The 18,989-nt window shown below is 66.3% G+C and carries 15 protein-coding genes; 14 read left to right on the top strand and 1 reads right to left on the bottom strand.

What is annotated here, in order from left to right; translation table 11 throughout:
• Window positions 1–81 precede the first annotated feature (81 nt).
• From M2282_RS14485 to M2282_RS14460, 6 genes are all read left to right on the top strand, one after another.
• Entirely contained in the window at window positions 82–705 is a 624-nt protein-coding gene (locus tag M2282_RS14485) for a hypothetical protein (protein ID WP_280809469.1), read from the top strand.
• Window positions 702–2,090, top strand: a complete 1,389-nt coding sequence (locus tag M2282_RS14480; protein ID WP_280809468.1) for a sigma 54-interacting transcriptional regulator — start codon at window positions 702–704, stop codon at window positions 2,088–2,090. Before M2282_RS14485 ends, M2282_RS14480 begins: the two co-directional genes overlap by 4 nt.
• Before the next feature lie 193 nt (window positions 2,091–2,283).
• Complete coding sequence (locus tag M2282_RS14475) at window positions 2,284–2,487, top strand: hypothetical protein (protein WP_280809467.1); 204 nt, start codon at window positions 2,284–2,286, stop codon at window positions 2,485–2,487.
• Between the two features lie 5 nt (window positions 2,488–2,492).
• Window positions 2,493–4,517 carry a glucans biosynthesis glucosyltransferase MdoH gene (mdoH, locus tag M2282_RS14470; protein WP_280809466.1) on the top strand — a complete coding sequence of 675 codons (2,025 nt, stop codon included), beginning with the start codon at window positions 2,493–2,495 and terminating at the stop codon, window positions 4,515–4,517.
• A 306-nt stretch (window positions 4,518–4,823) separates the two neighbouring features.
• Window positions 4,824–5,723, top strand: coding sequence for an RNA ligase family protein (locus M2282_RS14465; protein WP_280809465.1), 900 nt, complete (start codon window positions 4,824–4,826; stop codon window positions 5,721–5,723).
• Entirely contained in the window at window positions 5,720–6,859 is a 1,140-nt protein-coding gene (locus tag M2282_RS14460) for an AAA family ATPase (RefSeq protein WP_280809464.1), read from the top strand. The genes M2282_RS14465 and M2282_RS14460 overlap by 4 nt, the downstream gene beginning before the upstream one ends.
• 77 nt (window positions 6,860–6,936) lie before the next feature.
• Here the strand turns inward: M2282_RS14460 and ffh are convergent, their stop codons facing one another.
• Window positions 6,937–8,325: a signal recognition particle protein gene (gene ffh, locus M2282_RS14455; protein WP_280809463.1), complete on the bottom strand. Its 1,389-nt coding sequence runs from the start codon at window positions 8,323–8,325 to the stop codon at window positions 6,937–6,939.
• Window positions 8,326–8,510: 185 nt separating this feature from the next.
• On the opposite strand from ffh, the gene M2282_RS14450 reads away from it, so the two are divergent.
• From M2282_RS14450 to M2282_RS14415, 8 genes are all read left to right on the top strand, one after another.
• Complete coding sequence (locus M2282_RS14450) at window positions 8,511–9,326, top strand: cytochrome C assembly family protein (RefSeq protein WP_280809462.1); 816 nt, start codon at window positions 8,511–8,513, stop codon at window positions 9,324–9,326.
• Entirely contained in the window at window positions 9,323–9,595 is a 273-nt protein-coding gene (locus M2282_RS14445) for a PP0621 family protein (protein ID WP_280809461.1), read from the top strand. The genes M2282_RS14450 and M2282_RS14445 overlap by 4 nt, the downstream gene beginning before the upstream one ends.
• 16 nt (window positions 9,596–9,611) lie before the next feature.
• The gene (locus M2282_RS14440) at window positions 9,612–11,309 is read left to right on the top strand and encodes a two-component system sensor histidine kinase NtrB (protein WP_280809460.1); all 1,698 of its coding nucleotides are present in this window, start codon (window positions 9,612–9,614) and stop codon (window positions 11,307–11,309) included.
• A 4-nt stretch (window positions 11,310–11,313) separates the two neighbouring features.
• Window positions 11,314–12,885, top strand: coding sequence for a sigma-54-dependent transcriptional regulator (locus tag M2282_RS14435; protein WP_280809459.1), 1,572 nt, complete (start codon window positions 11,314–11,316; stop codon window positions 12,883–12,885).
• The gene (gene ampD / locus M2282_RS14430; protein ID WP_280809458.1) at window positions 12,872–13,492 is read left to right on the top strand and encodes a 1,6-anhydro-N-acetylmuramyl-L-alanine amidase AmpD; all 621 of its coding nucleotides are present in this window, start codon (window positions 12,872–12,874) and stop codon (window positions 13,490–13,492) included. The genes M2282_RS14435 and ampD overlap by 14 nt, the downstream gene beginning before the upstream one ends.
• Window positions 13,493–13,841: 349 nt before the next feature.
• The gene (locus M2282_RS14425; RefSeq protein WP_280809457.1) at window positions 13,842–16,757 is read left to right on the top strand and encodes a ribonucleoside-diphosphate reductase subunit alpha; all 2,916 of its coding nucleotides are present in this window, start codon (window positions 13,842–13,844) and stop codon (window positions 16,755–16,757) included.
• A 191-nt stretch (window positions 16,758–16,948) separates the two neighbouring features.
• Window positions 16,949–18,178 carry a ribonucleotide-diphosphate reductase subunit beta gene (locus M2282_RS14420; RefSeq protein ID WP_280809456.1) on the top strand — a complete coding sequence of 410 codons (1,230 nt, stop codon included), beginning with the start codon at window positions 16,949–16,951 and terminating at the stop codon, window positions 18,176–18,178.
• Window positions 18,179–18,374: 196 nt separating this feature from the next.
• Complete coding sequence (locus M2282_RS14415; protein WP_280809455.1) at window positions 18,375–18,926, top strand: histone H1-like DNA-binding protein; 552 nt, start codon at window positions 18,375–18,377, stop codon at window positions 18,924–18,926.
• The last annotated feature ends 63 nt before the right edge of the window (window positions 18,927–18,989 follow it).

The raw sequence follows: 18,989 nt of genomic DNA, 5'->3' as shown, positions 1-18,989 counted from the left end.
CCTGAATCACCGCTCCGCGCTTTTTTCCAGCCCATGTCTTTTTCGTTCGTCCGCAGTTCCACCCTCGCCGGGGCGTTGGCCATGGCATTCGCCCTGTTGCTGGCCGCCTGCGCCGCGCAGCCCAAGCCACCCGCCGAGGCCGATGCACTGCCCCCGCCCGCCGTCGTGCCGCGCGTCATGCCGGTCGAGGCCGAGCCCCGTGCGCCCGCCACCCAGCCGGCCTCGCTCTTCACGCTGATGACCCAGGGGCCGCAGGCGGCCATGCTGTCGTATGCCGACAAGGTGCGTCCGTTGGGCGGCGGCGAACTCAATGCCGAGATCGCCCGCATCGGCGACCCCGGCGATTCGCCGACCACGCAGATGCAGTTGGCGATCCTGCTGTCGCAGACCCGCGTGCCGGCCGATCTGGCGCGTGCGCTGGGCCTGCTGCAGCGCGTGATCGCCAACCCCTCGCCCGAGGCGCAGCCTCTGCATCCGCTCGCGCGCGCACTGGCGGCCCGTTATGTGGAGCAGCGCCGCGTCGAGGACGACCGCGACAAGCAGGTGCAGCAGCTGCGCGAGAGCCAGCGCCGCATCGACCAGCTCAACGACCGCATCGAAGCACTGCGCGCCATCGAACGCAGCTTCGCGCGGCCCGCCGCCAGCACGCCGGCCCCTGCGGGAGCGCCTGCACCGGCAACCAACGGAAATAAACCCAGTCAATGAGCACCTCTGGCGCCCGCCTCCTCGTGGTCGACGACGACCCGGACATGCTGAAGCTGATCTCGATGCGGCTGGTGTCGGCGGGCTACCAGGTCACGGCCGTGACCTCGGCCGAAACCGCACTCACCCAGCTCGAAATCGAACATCCGCAGCTGGTACTGAGCGATGTGCGCCTGCCGGGGCGCGATGGCCTTGCCCTCTTCGACGAGATCCGCAAGCGCCATCCTTCGTTGCCCGTGATCCTGCTGACAGCCCACGGCACGATTCCCGACGCGGTCGAAGCCACCGCTCGCGGCGTGTTCACCTACCTCACCAAGCCCTACGACGCTCGCGAACTGCTCGACAAGATCGGGCAGGCGCTGGCGCTAGGCGCTCCCGCCAGCACGCCGGCCAAGGGCGGCGACGAAAGCTGGCGCGCCGAGATCGTGAGCCGCAGCAATCGCATGGCCGAGCTGCTGGCCGAGGCGCGCATGGTCGCCAAGTCGGATGCCTCGGTGCTGCTGCGCGGCGACTCCGGCGCCGGCAAGGAACTGCTCGCACGCGCCATCCACAAGGCCAGCGCGCGCGCCGACAAGCCGTTCGTGGCGGTCAACTGCGGCGCCATTCCCGAAGCGCTGCTCGAGTCGGAACTGTTCGGCCACATGAAGGGCGCCTTCACCGACGCCCACGCCAACCACAAGGGCCTGTTCCAGCAGGCCGACGGCGGCACGCTGCTGCTCGACGAAATCGGGGACATGCCGCCCGCCCTGCAAGTGAAGCTGCTGCGCGTGCTGCAGGAACGTGCGGTGCGGCCGCTGGGCGCGAGCCAGTCGATCGAGGTCGATGTGCGCATCGTCTCGGCCACCCACCGCGACCTCGATGCCGCAATGGAGGCGGGCCAATTCCGCGAAGACCTCTATTACCGCCTGAACGTGGTGACGCTCACGCTGCCGCCGCTGTCGGCGCGGCGCGAAGACATTCCGCTGCTGGCCAACCACTTCCTGCAGCGCCTGTCGACGAAGTACGGCAAGCGGCTCTCGGGCTTCGCGCCCGAGGCGCTGAAGGCGCTGACCACGGCCGCCTGGCCGGGCAATGTGCGCCAGCTGTTCAACGTGGTCGAGCAGGTCTGCGCACTGTCGAGCTCGCCGCTGATTCCGCTGGCGCTGGTGCAGCGGGCGCTGCGAGTGCCCACGGTCGAGGTCCAGACCTATGCCGACGCCAAGCAGCGTTTCGAGCGCGACTACCTGGTTGGCCTGCTCAAATTGACGGATGGCAACGTGGCCGACGCGGCCCGCCTGGCCGACCGCAATCGCACCGAGTTCTACCGGCTCCTGCAGAAGCACGAACTCACGCCCGGCCACTTCAAGGCCGACGCTGTCGCTCCGGGCTCGGACCCTGTCGCCGAGTAGCGACGGGCCTAAGTCGTTGATTTGAAAGGCTATTCCTTACCAGCCTTCCAGGCTTGTCGGGATTCGGCGACAAAAACAGGGGTTTTGAGGGCCTCCGGCGGGCCTCCCCACCGAAAACCGTACCCAGATCGCTGCAAGTCGTTGATCTGAAAGCGTTTTTCCATGCTGGCACAGGGTTTGCCCCTGTACTGGCATGACAGCACTTACCAGCCCATCTTTCGCACTGCGCCAGCAGCGCGACGGCCTGCGTCAAAAGCAGTTTTCCCTCTCGCGGCCCCGTGCCGCGGGTCATTCACTCGCCGCGCTCGCCAGCGCTGGCGGCGCCGAGCCGGATTGCGTCATCAAGCGCTTTCCGGGCATTGGCGACACCCCCTCCCTCGACAAGCAACGTTGGTAAATCACATGAAGCCCACTGACTTCTCCCAACTGAACGTGCTGACCGAAGCCGATTTCTCGCACCGCAGCCCGGTGCGCGAAGAACGCCATCCCAACTCGGTCACCGCACCGCCGGTCAACCGCGGTTCGATGACGCCCCGCCCCTGGCGCGGTTTCTGGAACAGCATCGGCACCGCCCTCCTGGTCAAGCTCGGCGCAGGCCGCTCGGCCGAAGGCACCGACGTTGAATCCGCCGAATCGACCCAGCAGGTCAAGCAGCCGTGGCAGCGCGCCGCGGCCCGCCGCCGCAACGCCTTCATGCTGCTCACCGTGCTGAGCACCGTGATCGCCTCGACGCTCTTCGCCGGCGTGCAACCCGACTACGACAATGTCTGGCTCGAATACGGCCAGATCGGCCTGTACGGCCTGCTTTCGGGCTGGGTCGTGACCGGCTTCGTGACCGCCCTCATGGGCTTCTACGTTTCGGTGCGCGGTGACAAGCACGCGCTGTCGGCCAAGCAGGTCGCCAACCATCCGATGAACCCCGAGGCCCGCACCGCGATCATCATGCCGATCTGCAACGAAGACGTTGCCACGGTATTCGCTGGCCTTCGCGCCACCTGCGAATCGGTCGCCTCCACGGGTCACGCGAAGCAGTTCGACGTGTTCGTGCTGTCCGACAGCTACAACCCCGAGACCGCCGCCGCCGAGCGCGCTGCCTGGGAAGACCTGCGCGCCGCCCTCGCCGACAGCCCGAACCAGCCGCAAGTGGAGGTCTACTACCGCCTGCGCACCCGCCGCACGCACCGCAAGGCCGGCAACGTGGCCGACTTCTGCCGCCGCTGGGGCAAGGATTACCGCTACATGGTCGTGCTCGACGCCGACTCGGTGATGAGCGGCGACTGCCTGACCTCGATGGTCAAGCTGATGGAAGCCAACCCGACCGCCGGCATCATCCAGACCGCGACGCAGGCCATCGGCCACGTCACTCTGCACGCCCGCGCACAACAATTCGCTTCCCGCGTGACGGGCCGCCTGTTCACGCTGGGCATGCAGTTCTGGCAACTGGGCGAATCGCACTACTGGGGCCACAACGCCATCATCCGCGTCGAGCCTTTCATGAAGCATTGCGCGCTGGCCCCGATCAAGGGCACCGGCGGCATGTCGGGCGGCATCATGTCGCACGACTTCGTCGAAGCCGCGCTGATGCGCCGTGCCGGCTACAACGTGTGGCTGGTGTCCGACCTGGTCGGCAGCTACGAGCAGCAACCGCCGGACCTGCTGGCCGAACTGCAACGTGATCGCCGCTGGTGCCAGGGCAACCTGCAGAACGCCCGCCTGATGGCCGAGCCCGGCATCCATTCCGTGCACCGCGCGATGTTCGTGACCGGCACCATGGCCTACGTTTCCGCTCCGCTGTGGCTCGCGTTCCTGACGCTGGGCACGGCCCTGTGGCTCAGCGGTTCCAGCCTCGTGTCGAGCTGGAGCGTGCTGCCTGCCGAACTGGCCGGCCTCTGGGTCTGGACCCTGTGCCTGTTGTTCCTGCCGCGCGTGCTGGGCATCGCTGCCGTGCTGATGCGCGGCGAGCAACGCCAATACGGCGGCACCTGGGGTCTGGTAAAGAGCTCGATGATGGAAAGCGCCCTGGCCATCGTGCAGGCACCGGTCCGCATGCTCGCGCACTCGCTGTTCGTGCTGGTCGCCCTCACCGGCATCAAGCTCGACTGGAAGTCGCCCCCGCGTGAAGCCAACGCCGTGCCCTGGAAGATCGCTGCCACGCAGCTGGCCCCGATGACGCTGGTGATCGCCATGCTGGCCGTCGGCGTCGCGATGATCGACCCGAGCGCGCTGATCTGGCTCATGCCTGTCGGCCTGCCGCTGCTGCTGGCGATTCCGCTGACCGTGCTGACCAGCCAGATCGCGCTGGGAACCACGCTGCGCGACCGCGGCTTCCTGCTGATTCCCGAGGAATCGCGCTCGCCGGCCGTGCTGCGCCGCGCCTGGATGCATGCACTGCGCCTGGCGCGCCCGGCGGCTCTGGCTGCGGCCTGATGCGCTGAAGACACAGCACCCGCGAAGAGCCGGCCTGAGGGTCGGCTTTTTTCATGGTGCGTGGCTAGAATCGCCCACTCTTTTTCTTTCAACCCACGGATCGTCCGATCCCCTGGAGCGCCAAGTGCCCCGATTCGCCGTCATCACCCTCTGACGCCAACAACACCACTTCATTGCTGGTCATGTCGGGCGCCAAGCTGTGTTCCACGGACCAGTCACGGCCTCCCGGGCCATTGAAGTCGACTCTCTTTCCAGCTTCGCTCCCGCACGTTGTCGGTTCTTCCTGATTTCCATCTGGAGAACAACGTGTTCCCTCTCTCTTCCCTTTCATCGATTCCGCTGCTCAAGTACCCGCGTACTGCGCATCTGGAAGGCTCGCGCCTGCAGGCCGGCGATACCGGCGACGGCCAGACGCCGTTGTCCGCTCTGCACGGCCAGCATGTGGTCATCGAGGAAAAACTCGATGGCGCGAATGCGGCCGTGTCGTTCACTTCGGCAGGCGAACTGCTGCTGCAATCGCGCGGCCACTACCTGGCCGGCGGCGCAGGCGAGCGGCAGTTCAACCTGTTCAAGCACTGGGCCGCAGCGCATGAGGCCGCGCTGCTCGAACGGCTCGAAGACCGCTATGTGATGTACGGCGAGTGGTGCTTTGCCAAGCACAGCTGCTGGTACGACCGGCTGCCGGCGTTCTTCCTGGAGTTCGATCTGTACGACCGGCAGGCGGCGTGCTTTCTCTCGACGCCCGCACGGCATGCGCTGCTGGCCGATGGCCCGGTGATGTCGGTGCCCGTGCTGTACGAGGGCGAGATGCCACGCAGCGCGAAGGCACTGCGCTCGCTGGTGCAGCCGTCACTGGCGCGCAGCGCCGACTGGAAGCCGGCTTTCGAGCAGGCCGTGACGCAAGAGGACCAGCCGCTCGATCTCGTGCGACAGCAAACCGACCTGTCTGACCTCGCCGAGGGCCTGTACCTCAAGACCGAGTCGGGCGGCCCGGTGACCGGCCGCTACAAGTGGGTGCGGCCTGACTTCGTGCAGACCATCCTCGATTCGGGCTCGCACCACAGCCGCCGGCCCGTGCTGCCCAACCAGCTCGCGCCAGGCGTGGATCTCTACGCACCGACGCCACAAGTGAGCTGGCAAGACCTGGGACTGCGCACACTGCGCGCCCTCACCGACCTGACAACAACCGCAAGGAGGCCGCGATGACTTACGACGATCTGCGCGCACTGGTCCCCACGCCCACGCAAGGCTACGACTGGACGCAGTGCTGCGACCTGCTGCCGGCCCTGCTGCGCCTCGAAGAAACGCCACAAGACCCGTACTACCACGCCGAGGGCAACGTCGGCATCCACACGCGCATGGTGCTCGACGCGCTGATGCAGGACGACCACTTCCAGCGCGCCGATGCCGACCGCCGCTTCGTGCTGTTCATGGCCTGCCTGCTGCACGACATCGCCAAGCCCGACACCACGGTGATCGACGGAGCCAGCGGCCGCATCGGCCAGCCCGGCCATTCGCGCTGCGGATCGGTCGACGTGCGCGTGCGGATGTGGAAGGCCCGCGTGCCGTTCGCGTTGCGCGAGGCGGTCTGCCGGATCATCGCGGTGCACCAGGTGCCGTTCCATGCCTTCGCCTCGCGCAGGGGCGAGCGGCCCGAGTGGCTGGCGCACAGGCTCTCGTGGGAACTGAGCCTGCCCGACCTGTGCTGCGTGGCGCGCTGCGACATGCTCGGCCGCCACTACGAAAAGCGCGCCAACAGCCTCGCCGACATTGCGCTCTTCGAGCAGCTCGCGCAGGAAGAAGGCTGCTGGGAAGGCCCGCGAAAGATGGTCGATGCGCACACGCGCCTGGCCTACTTCCGCGGCGCCGACACCAGCCCCGACTACCCGCTGTTCCAGCAGCCAGGCGCGCAGGTCACGGTGATGTGCGGCCTGCCCGCGAGCGGCAAGAACCACTGGGTGGCGCAGCAACGCAAGGGCTTGCCGGTCGTGTCCTTCGACGATGCGCGCGCCGAGCTGGGCCTCAGGCACGGCGAGAACGACGGCTTGGCCGCACATCACGCGGTCGATCAGGCCAAAGGACTGCTGCGCAAGCACGAGCGCTTCGTCTGGAACGCCACGCACCTGAGCCAGCAGATGCGCACCAAGACGCTGGACTTGCTCTGGGCGTACCACGCGCAGATCGAGTTGGTGTACCTGGAGGTGCCGCATGCCGAGCTGATGCGCCGCAACCGCGAGCGCGACACCACGCTGTCGAACGCGGGCATCGAGCGGATGCTGCACCGCTGGGAGCTGCCGGCGCCGATCGAGGCGCATGACACGGTCTACGAAGTGCAGACCTGAAAACGAAGAAGCCCGCCGGGAAATGCCCCGGCGGGCTTCTGTCTATCTATTTCTGTCTATCTATATATGTATGCGGCTCAGAACGGCAGCTTCGGCCCGCCGGGCCCACCCATCCCGCCCATGCCCTTCATGCCGCCCATCTTCTTCATCATCTTCATGAGGCCGCCGCCCTTCATCTTCTTCATCATTCCCTGCATCTGCTCGAACTCGTTGAGCAGGCGGTTCACTTCCTGAACCTGCACGCCTGCGCCGGCCGCGATGCGGCGCTTGCGCGTGGCCTTCAGCAGCTCGGGCTTGCGGCGCTCCAGCGGCGTCATGCTCTGGATGATCCCTTCCTTGCGGCGGATGTCGCGCTCGGCGCGCGTCATGTCGGCCTCGGTCGCCTTGGCGGCCATCTGCGTGGGCAGCTTGTCCATCAGGCTGGAGAGACCGCCCATCTGTTTCATCTGCTGCAGCTGGCCGAGAAAGTCGTTCAGGTCGAAGCCTGCACCGCTTTTGACCTTGGCCGCGAGCTTCTGCGCCGCCGCCACGTCGACGCCGGCCGTGACCTGCTCGACCAGCGCGACGATGTCGCCCATGCCCAGGATGCGGCCCGCATGGCGCTCGGCGTCGAACACTTCCAGGCCGTCGATCTTCTCGCTCGTGCCCGCGAACTTGATCGGCACGCCCGTGACCTGGCGCACCGACAGCGCAGCACCGCCGCGCGAATCGCCGTCGGTCTTGGTCAGGATGATGCCGGTGAGGGGCAGGGCCTCCTTGAAGGCCTTGGCGGTGTTGATCGCATCCTGGCCCTGCATGGCATCGACCACGAACAGGGTCTCGACCGGATCGAGCGCTGCATGCAGCTGCTTGATTTCGGTCATCAGCACTTCGTCGATCGCGAGGCGACCGGCGGTGTCGACCAGCAGCACGTCGAAATAGTGGCGCTTGGCGTGGTCGAGCGCGGCGCGCGCGATGTCCAGCGGCTTCTGGTCGGGCGTGCTCGGGAACCATTCGGCGCCAGCCTGCTTCGTCACCGTCTTGAGCTGCTCGATGGCGGCGGGGCGGTACACGTCGCCCGAGACGGTCAGCACCTTCTTCTTGCGCTTCTCGATCAGGTGCTTGGCCAGCTTGGCGGTGGTGGTGGTCTTGCCGGCGCCCTGCAGGCCGGCCATCAGGATCACCGCAGGCGGTTGCGCCGCGAGGTTGATGTCGGAAATGCCCTCGCCCATGGTGGCGGCGAGCTCGCGGTTCACGATGCCGACCAGGGCCTGGCCCGGCTTGAGCGAGCCCAGCACTTCCTGGCCGAGCGACTTCTCTTTCACGCGGGCAACGAAATCGCGCACCACGGGCAGCGCCACGTCGGCCTCCAGCAGCGCCATGCGCACCTCGCGCAGCATGTCCTGCACGTTGCTTTCGGTGATGCGGGCCTGGCCGCTCATCGTCTTGACGAGGCGGGAGAACTTTTCTGTGAGGGCGGTGGCCATGGAGAGGAAGCCTTGCTGCCCGCCGCGGCGGGTCATTGGAAAGTCGTGAACCTGAGATCGGCTGTCTATTGCCCCTTCGGGAAACACCGAGGAACCGGCTTTGCCGGGCCTCAGGTGTTGCCCCCGGTGAGGGGGTTGGCGCTGCGACACGAAGTGCGCAAGCCTGGGGGAGATAAACTCCACCGATGATTTTAGCGATCCCCTCCCCACTCGGCGTGGCGCTGGGCATCGCCACCGCGGCGGCCTACGGTTTTGCCGCTGCTGCAGGTGCCAGGCTCAGCCGTCAAACCACCCAATGGGCCCTCGGAATTGCGTGGCTTTTGCATGCGACCGTCCTCGCCCATGGGTTGATCGGCAGCGAGCCGCGCTTCGGTTTCGCCCCTGCGCTCTCGGTCACGGCATGGCTGGTGCTCACCGTCTACGCGATCGAAAGCCGCATGTATCCCCAATTGAAGGTGCGACGCGCGCTGGCCTGGCTGGGAGCTGCCGCAGTGCTGCTGGCCATTCTTTTCCCCGGTACACCGCTGCATGTCACCGCCTCGCCATGGCTGCCCTTGCACCTCGCATTGGGCATCGCCTCCTACGGCCTCTTCGGCGCGGCCGTGGTCCATGCCTGGCTGATCACGCGCGCCGAAAAGCAGATCCGCCTGACGACCGGCGCCCCCCCCGAGGGCGGCGTGCCGCTGCTCACGCTGGAGCGCCTCACCTTCCGCTTCGTGACCGCGGGCTTCGTGCTGCTGTCGGCCACGCTGCTGGCCGGCCTGCTGTTCACCGAGCAGTTGTACGGCGCCGCGGGCCGCGCCTGGAAGTGGGACCACAAGACGACGTTCTCCGTGCTCGCCTGGGCCACCTTCGCGGTTCTCCTGATCGGCCGTGCACGCTTCGGCTGGCGCGGCCGCACGGCCCGCCGCGTGCTGTACGCCGGGTCCGCCCTGCTGCTGCTGGCCTATGTGGGTTCCCGCTTCGTGCTCGAAGTGGTGCTGGCGCGTCCTCCCGTATGAAATACCTCCTCGTCCTCGCCGTGCTCTGGATCGCCATCTGGCTCTGGCGCAAGAACCGGCGCGAAGAAATGCGCGACGCCCAGCGCGAGCGCATGGCCAAGGCGCAACAACGCCCGGCCGCGCCACCGGCGGTCGGCGCGCCGCAAGCCATGGTGCGCTGCGCCCATTGCGGCCTGCACCTGCCCGCGAGCGATGCCATTGCCGGCCCCGACGGCGCGGTCTATTGCAGCACCGCGCACCGTCAGGCCGCCATCGCGGCGCGCGGCTGAGCGCGCGCCCCGTTTCATGAGCACCCCTCTCTGGTCGCGCGGCGATCCGGTCACCGACTGGGACGTGCTCGAGCAAGGCGGCAGCGAGAGCAACGCGCTGCTGCGCCTGTGGCGCGGCTTCATGGCCGCGCGCTGCTTCGTCGCGCTGGTGCTGGTGCTGCTGCAGGGCTTGGCCTTCGCGCTCGGGCAGACGATGCAGACGGTGGCCATCGCGATCTCCGCGGGCTACCTGGTCATCACCTGGCTGGAGATGCGCTATGCGCACTTCGAGCCGCCGATCCGCGGCTTCTCGACGCTGTGGCTGCTGACCATCGGCGTCGACCTGGCCACCTTCACCGCACTGCAGGTGCTGCAGGGCGGCAACGTCAACTACACGCCACTGTTCGCGCTGCCGGTGCTCATGAGCGCGGTGCTCGGCACGGTGATGGTGAGCCTGGGCACCACGGCCACCGTCACGCTGCTGCTGCTGGCCGACGCGGGATGGCACTGGCTGCAGCAGCCGGGCGACTCGTCCGCCCGCTTCGTGCAGGCGGCGCTCACCGGCACCGGTCTCTTCGTGGTGGCCCTGCTCGCGCACGAACTGGCACGGCGGCTGGCACGCGAAGAGGCGGTCGCGCAACGCAACCGCAGCAGTGCGCAGATGCAGGCGGAGGTCAACGACCTGGTGATCGAGACGCTTGCCGAAGGCGTGCTGGTGATCGATGCCGAAGGCATGGTGCATGCGGCCAACCCGGCGGCCGACGCGATCCTCGGACAGGGCCTGGCCAAGCTCCCGCTGCCATTCGCGCTGCACGCGCAGCCCGCCTGGCATGCACTGGCTGCGCTGTCGCGGCAGACCTTCGCGCGGCGGGCGCCCCAGTCGGAAGAAATTCCCGTGGCGCAGGCGCGCGGCGCGGCGCGCGAGGTGCGCGTGCGCACCCGCCTCACACCCACCAGCGACCGGCGCGCCGACAGCCTCTGCGTGATGTTCCTGCAGGACCTGCGCGAACTCGAAGCCCGCATCCGCACCGAGAAGCTGGCCGCGATGGGGCGCATGTCCGCCGCCGTGGCGCATGAAATCCGCAACCCGCTGGCCGCCATCGCGCAGGCCAGCGCGCTGCTCAGCGAAGACCTCACCGACCCCGCGCACCGCAAGCTCACCGACATGGTCCAGCACAACGCGCAGCGCCTGGCCCGCATCGTGGACGACGTGCTCGACGTATCGCGCGCCCGCCAGCAGCGGGTGCTCTCGCTCGGCGAACAGGTCGTGCTCGACCCCGCAGTGCAGGTACTGGCCGAGGAATGGGTGCGCCAGACGCAGCGCAAGGGCGTGCTCATCGCGCTCGATGCGCCCAACAGCGACGTGCGCTTCGATGCCGAGCATCTGCGCCGCCTGCTGGTGAACCTGCTGGACAACGCCTCGCGCTATGCGGGCAAGCATGAGGGCTCGATCCAGGTGATCACCACGCTGCAGCGCGCGGGCACCAACCGCCCGTCGCTGCAGGTGTGGAGCGACGGCGCGCCGCTGGAGCCGGCGGTGCAGCGCCACCTGTTCGAGCCTTTCTTCTCGTCCGAGAGCCGCTCCAGCGGCCTGGGCCTGTTCCTCTGCCGCGAGCTGTGCCGGCGCCATGGCGCCACCATCGGCTACGAGCGGCGGGCGCTGGTGCCGGGCGGCCCCGAGGGCAACGAATTCTTCGTCAGCTTTGCCGCCAGCGAAAACCGGCTGACACAATAGCGCCGTGAGCACCCCCCTGTCTTCCGCCCCGCGCCCCGCACAGATCCTTGTCATCGACGACGAGCCCGACCTGCGCACGCTGTATGAACTGACGCTGCTGCGCGAGGGCTACCGCGTCGAGGCCGCGGGCAGCGTGTCCGAGGCCTGGCAGCACCTGGAGGCCGGGCGTTTCGATGCGGTGATCACCGACATGCGGCTGCCCGACGGACAGGGCATGGAGATCATCCATCGCATCCAGAAGAACCAGCGCAGCGAGCGCTGCGTGGTGATGACGGCCTACGGTTCGGCGGAAAACGCCGTCGAGGCACTCAAGGCCGGCGCGTTCGACTACCTCACGAAGCCGGTCGACCTGAAGCAGTTTCGCGCGGTGGTCGCCTCCGCGGTGCAGGCCGCCCGGGCACCCGTCGTCCAGGTCAAACCCGTGCAGGCAGCATCGGTCGCGCCGAGCGAACGCGCCGTCGCCGATGCGCCATCGGTTACCGGCAGCGGCGTCGCGGCGCTCGACAGGCTGGTGGGCGAGTCGGAGCCGATGCGCCTGGTCAAGTCGCGCATCGCCAAGGTGGCGCGCGGCATGGCGCCGGTGCTGGTGCGCGGCGAGTCGGGCACCGGCAAGGAGCTGGTGGCGCGTGCGGTGCATGCGTGCAGCCAGCGCAGCGACGGGCCCTTCGTCGCCGTCAACTGCGGCGCGATTCCCGAGAACCTGCTCGAGGCCGAGTTCTTCGGCGCGAAGAAGGGCTCTTACACCGGCTCCTCGCAGGACCGCGACGGCTACTTCCAGGCCGCGCGCAGCGGCACGCTGTTCCTCGACGAAATCGGCGATCTCCCGCTGGCCATGCAGTCGAAGCTCCTGCGCGCCATTCAGGAGCGCAGCGTGCGCTCGATCGGCTCGACGCAGGAAGAAGCGGTCGACGTGCGCATCGTGAGCGCCACCCACAAGGACCTGCATGCCGAGGTGCAGGCCGGCCGCTTCCGGCAAGACCTTTTCTACCGCCTCAACGTGATCGAGATCGCGGTGCCCGCGCTGCGCGACCGTCGCGAAGACCTGCCCGCGCTGTGCGCCGCGCTGCTCGCGCGCATCGCGCAGGACGGCGGGCTGCCGGTGCCGCACCTGTCGGCCGAACTGCTGCGCCGCCTGGCATTGCATCCGCTCGACGGCAATGTGCGCGAGCTCGAGAACCTGCTGCACCGCGCCGTCGCGCTCAACGACGGCGACGAACTGCACCTCGACCTGATGGGCGGCAACGTCGCCACCACGATGGCGGCTGCCGACACCGCGTCGATCGCGTCCGCGCAGCTCGCGCCGCGCAGCGATGCGGCGGCACCGGTCGCCACTGCGCCGACGCCCGTGGCCGAAGCCAGGCCCGCCCCGCCGCCGCTGCCCTCCGACCTGCAGGCCTACCTCGACCAGCAGGAGCGCGAGATCCTCGTGCGCGCGCTGCACGAGAGCGGCTTCAACCGCACCGCGGCCGCCGCGCGGCTGGGCATGAGCCTGCGCCAGATCCGCTACCGCATCGCGCGGCTGGGCATTACCACGCCCAACGGCGACGATGGCGCGAGCAGCCATGTCGACGACTGAAGACACCGCACACGACGCGCCCTCGGCCGAAGACGGGCTCTGGCAGGCCGGCTGGTACCGCTTCGCGAAAGCCCTGCCCTCGCCGAACTTCGGTCCCCGCCCGGGCGGCGCGCAGACCGACCTGATCGTGCTGCATTCGATCAGCCTGCCGCCCGGCGAATACGGCGGCGATGCGGTGCAGCAACTCTTCACCAACCGGCTCGACTGGGACGCGCATCCGTACTTCCAGTCGATCCGCGGCATCGAGGTGTCCTCGCATTTCTATGTGCGCCGCAACGGCGAGCTCTGGCAGTTCGTGAGCTGCGACGACCGGGCCTGGCATGCGGGCGTGTCGGCATGGCGCGGCCGCGGCAACTGCAACGACGACTCGATCGGCATCGAGCTCGAAGGCCTGGAAGGCCACACCTTCGAAGCCGCGCAGTACGAGACGCTGACCAGCCTCTGCCCCGCGATCGCGCAGCACTACGCCATCGAATACATCGCCGGTCACGAGCACATCGCACCGGGCCGAAAACAGGACCCCGGCGCGGGTTTCGATTGGCGATTGCTGCACGCGCAACTGGGCTGGAAATCACAGATGTTTCCCCCATCTGTGATGGAGCGCTAATTTTTTCAATCGCGCGACGCCCCGCGATGCCCTGCCCTCGGGCCGCATCGCTTTAGCGAATGCAGATGCGAACCGCAGCAACCATGCGCCTTGCAAGCCCAAATCCGCTCGCAAGCCACGCGCCATGCGGGTTGCGCGACCATAGGCCAGTATTCACGCGGCATCGACAGCCATGGCCCATGCCTAGAGAGATACCCGCAGTAGGTGAATCACTCACAAAACACTACCGGTAGTGGCTTGTAGACCCCTGGCACCCTAGATATAGTGTCCTCCGTCCGGTCAACAACGCCGGCGCGACACCAGCCAAGGCGTCGCCATCCAACAAGAATTGCCAACCGAGAGGAAGCGAATGCAAACTGCCCTGAACACCCCATCGACCCCGCGTGCCGTTCCCTCGACGCCACCACAACAGCAGCGAGACACCGCTGGCTCCCCCACCGGCCAGAACCTGGCCCACTACCAGATCATCCGCCGCAACGGCGCCGTCGTTCCCTTCGAGCCGAACAAGATCGCCATCGCGATGATGAAGGCCTTCCTGGCCGTGCACGGCACCCAGGGCGCGGCTTCGGCCAGCGTGCGAGAGACGGTCGACGTGCTCACGCAAGGCGTGATCCGCGCCATGGTGCGTTCGCGTCCGGGCGGCGGCACCTTCCACATCGAGGACGTGCAGGACCAGGTCGAGCTCGGCCTGATGCGCGGCGGCCACCACGAGATCGCACGCGCCTACGTGCTCTACCGCGAACGCCGCACGCAGGAGCGTTCCAAGCAGGGCGAACACGACATGCCCGCCGTGCAGACGCTTCATGTGCTGGACAACGGCGAGCGCGTCGAACTCGACCTGAACCAGCTCAAGGGCCTGATCGAATCGGCCTGCGAAAACCTGGGCGACAGCATCACCGCCCAGCCCATCGTCGCCGAGACGATGCGGAACCTCTACGACGGCGTGCCGCTCGACGAGGTCTACAAGGCCTCGATCCTGGCAGCGCGCACGCTGATCGAGAAAGACCCCGACTACACCTTCGCCACCGCGCGCCTCTTGCTGCACACGATCTTCAAGGAGATCATCGGCCGCGAAGTGATGCCGGTCGACCGCGCCACCGCCTACGCCGACTACTTCCCGCAATTCATCAAGAAGGGCGTGGAGAACGACCTGCTCGACGAAAAGCTGCTGCAGTACGACCTGCCCCGCCTCGGCGCGGCGCTGAAGGCCGAGCGCGACAACCAGTTCGACTACCTCGGCCTGCAGACGCTGTACGACCGCTACTTCCTGCACGTGCGCAAGTCGCGCATCGAGCTGCCGCAAGCCTTCTTCATGCGCGTGGCCATGGGCCTGTCGCTCGGCGAAATCGACCGCGAAGCCCGCGCCATCGAGTTCTACGAAGTGCTGTCGTCGTTCGACTTCATGTCGAGCACGCCCACCCTGTTCAACGCCGGCACGCTGCGCTCGCAACTGTCCAGCTGCTACCTGACCACCGTGCCCGACGACCTGGACGGCATCTACGAGTCGATCAAGGAAAACGCGCTGCTCTCGAAGTTCGCAGGCGGCCTGGGCAACGACTGGACCCGCGTGCGCGCGCTCGGCAGCCACATCAAGGGCACCAACGGCGAATCGCAGGGCGTGGTGCCGTTCCTCAAGGTGGTGAACGACACCGCCGTGGCGGTGAACCAGGGCGGCAAGCGCAAGGGCGCGGTCTGCACCTACCTGGAAACCTGGCACCTGGACATCGAGGAGTTCCTGGAACTGCGCAAGAACACCGGCGACGACCGCCGCCGCACGCACGACATGAACACGGCCAACTGGATCCCCGACCTCTTCATGCGCCGCGTGATGGAAAAGGGCACCTGGACGCTGTTCTCGCCCTCCAACGTGCCCGATCTGCATGACCTGTTCGGCGCCGACTTCGAAAAGGCCTACGTCGCCTACGAAGAGAAGGCTGCCCGCGGCGAGATCAAGCCCGCTCGCACCATCCAGGCTTCGGACCTGTGGCGCAAGATGCTCACGATGCTGTTCGAGACCGGCCATCCGTGGATCACGTTCAAGGACGCCTGCAACGTGCGCTCGCCGCAGCAGCATGCCGGCGTCGTGCACTCGTCGAACCTCTGCACCGAGATCACGCTGAACACCAGCGACACCGAAACCGCCGTCTGCAACCTGGGCTCGGTGAACCTGCTGCAGCATCTGAAGGACGGCAAGGTCGACCAGGAAAAGCTCAAGCGCACGATCTCGACCGCGATGCGCATGCTCGACAACGTGATCGACATCAACTACTACGCGGTGAAGAAGGCGCGCGACTCGAACCTGCGCCACCGTCCGGTGGGCCTGGGCCTCATGGGCTTCCAGGACGCGCTGTACGAACTGCGCATTCCCTACGCCTCGCAGGAAGCCGTGCAGTTCGCCGACGAGTCGATGGAAGCCATCTGCTACCACGCCTACTGGGCATCGACCGAGCTGGCCAAGGAACGCGGCAAGTACTCGAGCTACAAGGGCTCGCTGTGGGACAAGGGAATTCTTCCGATCGACACGCTCGACCTGCTCGAGCAGGCACGCGGCGGCTACGTCGAGGTCGACCGCTCGTCCACGCTCGACTGGGATGCGCTGCGCCAGAAGATCAAGGCCGACGGCATGCGCAACTCCAACTGCGTGGCCATCGCACCGACCGCGACCATCTCGAACATCATCGGCGTGGACGCCTCGATCGAGCCGTGCTTCGGCAACCTCTCGGTCAAGTCGAACCTGTCGGGTGAATTCACCGTGATCAACCACTACCTGGTGCGCGACCTCAAGCGCCTGGGCCTGTGGGACGACGTGATGGTCATGGACCTGAAGCACTTCGACGGATCGCTGCGTCCCATCGACCGCGTGCCGCAAGACATCAAGGCGCTCTACGCCACCGCGTTCGAAGTGGAAACCACGTGGCTGGTCGAAGCCGCCTCGCGTCGCCAGAAGTGGATCGACCAGGCGCAGTCGCTCAACATCTACATGGCCGGCGCATCGGGCAAGAAGCTCGACGACACCTACAAGCTCGCATGGCTGCGCGGCCTGAAGACCACCTACTACCTGCGCACGCAGAGCGCGACGCACGCTGAAAAATCGACGGTGCAATCGGGCCGTCTCAACGCGGTGTCGTCGGGCAGCGATGCACCCTCGGGCATGAGCGCACTCGAAGCCGCCGCTGCTGCAGCGAAGGCGCAGATGAGTGCGATGCCTGCCACCGACATCGCCTTCTGCGGTGTTGACGATCCGACCTGTGAAGCGTGCCAGTGACACGCCGATGCTCGCGACAGTGAGTCAGTGAGGTGCATGCGAAAGTCGCGCGACGTTCAAGCAATGAAGGCATTGACTGACATCGCGCGATGCATGCGAGCAACATAACAACCACATAAATGGCGCACGATGTGAACGAGCACTTTGCAACTCACATCGTTGCTCCGATAATTTGAGCATTGGATTTTTCTATGTTGACCTGGGACGAAGAAGTCAAGCCCTCCTTACCAAAGGATATGCAACAAGGATTGCAGCACCACAACGCATCGACCAGCGGCTTGCCCGCAGGCCGTTCGGTGGACGCTCCGACTTCGTCTATTGCACAACCTGCACCGCGCAAGCTCGATGACGGCATCGCCGCACCGCTGCGCCAGGTTGCCGCCACCGCAACGCCTGCGGTCGCCCAGCGCGTCAAGGCTTCCGACAAGCGCATCATCAACGGCCAGACCGACGTCAACCAGCTGGTGCCGTTCAAGTACAAGTGGGCCTGGGAAAAATACCTCGCCACCTGCGCCAACCACTGGATGCCGCAGGAAGTGAACATGACGCGCGACATCGCGTTGTGGAAAGACCCGAACGGCCTGACCGAAGACGAGCGCCGCATCGTCAAGCGCAACCTCGGCTTCTTCGTGACCGCCGACTCGCTGGCCGCCAACAACATCGTGCTGGGCACCTACCGCCACATCACGGCCCCCGAATGCCGCCAGTTCCTGCTGCGCCAGGCTTTCGAAGAAGCGATCCACACGCACGCGTACCAGTACATCGTCGAGTCGCTCGGCCTGGACGAGAGCGAGATCTTCAACGCCTACAACGAAGTGCAGTCGATCCGCGAGAAGGACCAGTTCCTGCTCCCGTTCATCGACGCCATCAGCGATCCGCACTTCAAGACCGGCACGCACGAGACCGACCAGACGCTGCTCAAGTCGCTCATCGTGTTCGCCTGCCTGATGGAAGGCCTCTTCTTCTACGTCGGCTTCACGCAGATCCTCGCGCTCGGCCGCCAGAACAAGATGACCGGCGCCGCCGAGCAGTACCAGTACATCCTGCGCGACGAGTCGATGCACTGCAATTTCGGCATCGACCTGATCAACCAGCTCAAGCTCGAGAATCCCGGCCTCTGGACCTCCGAGTTCAAGGCCGAGATCAAGGACCTCTTCATGAAGGCCGTCGAGCTCGAATACAAATACGCCGAAGACACCATGCCGCGTGGCGTGCTCGGCATGAACGCCTCCATGTTCAAGGGCTACCTGCGGTACATCGCCAACCGGCGCGCACAGCAGATCGGCCTCGAAACGCTCTTCCCGAACGAAGAAAATCCGTTCCCCTGGATGAGCGAAATGATTGACCTGAAGAAAGAGCGCAACTTTTTCGAAACCCGCGTGATCGAGTACCAGTCGGGTGGTGCGCTCTCCTGGGATTGAATCTTTCCGACAAGAATTAATGAATTCAAGAATTGCCCTTGCCACCGATCGCGCCGAAGAGCGCGGCATGGATGAGGGCTCAGGTGTTCATGGTGCTGGGGCTCAGATTCCAACGCCATGAATCGCTTCACGCTACCAACGTGCGTGGAGTGCTTCAATAGGTTGATTTTTTCAACTTGATCAAGGAGAAATAGAAATGGCAACTGCAAAGAAAGCGCCGGCTAAGAAAGCCGCTGCAAAGAAGGCTCCGGCAAAGAAGGTCGCGGCCGCTAAGAAGGCTCCGGCAAAGAAGGTAGCAGCGAAGAAGGCTCCGGCCAAGAAGGTTGCTGCCAAGAAGGTCGCCGCCAAGAAGGCTCCTGCCAAGAAGGTAGCAGCGAAGAAGGCAGCTCCGGCCAAGAAGGCCGCTGCGAAGAAGGCTCCGGCGAAGAAGGCCGCTGCCAAGAAGGCGCCTGCCAAGAAGGCTGCGGCAAAGAAGGCTCCTGCCAAGAAGGCAGCCGCCAAGAAGGCCCCTGCAAAGAAGGCCGCTGCCAAGAAGGCTCCTGCGAAAAAGGCTGCGGCCAAGAAAGCCGCGAAAAAGCCCGCTGCCAAGCCTGCCGCTGCTGCGAAGCCTGCGGCGGCGCCCAAGAAGCCTGCTGCAAAGAAGGCTGCCAAGGCACCCGCCAAGGCTGCTGTAGCGCCTGCCCCTGCTGCGCAAACGACGCTGAATCCCCAGGCAGCCTGGCCGTTTCCCACGGCCAGCAAGCCCTGAGTTTCTCAGCGCCCTTGACGGCAAAAAACCCGGCACCTCACGGTGTCGGGTTTTTTTATGGGC

The organism is Variovorax boronicumulans (assembly GCF_029892485.1).
GTDB lineage: Bacteria > Pseudomonadota > Gammaproteobacteria > Burkholderiales > Burkholderiaceae_C > Variovorax > Variovorax boronicumulans_B.
Note: the sequence above shows the minus strand (reverse complement) of the source record. Positions and strands in the feature narration are given on the sequence as shown.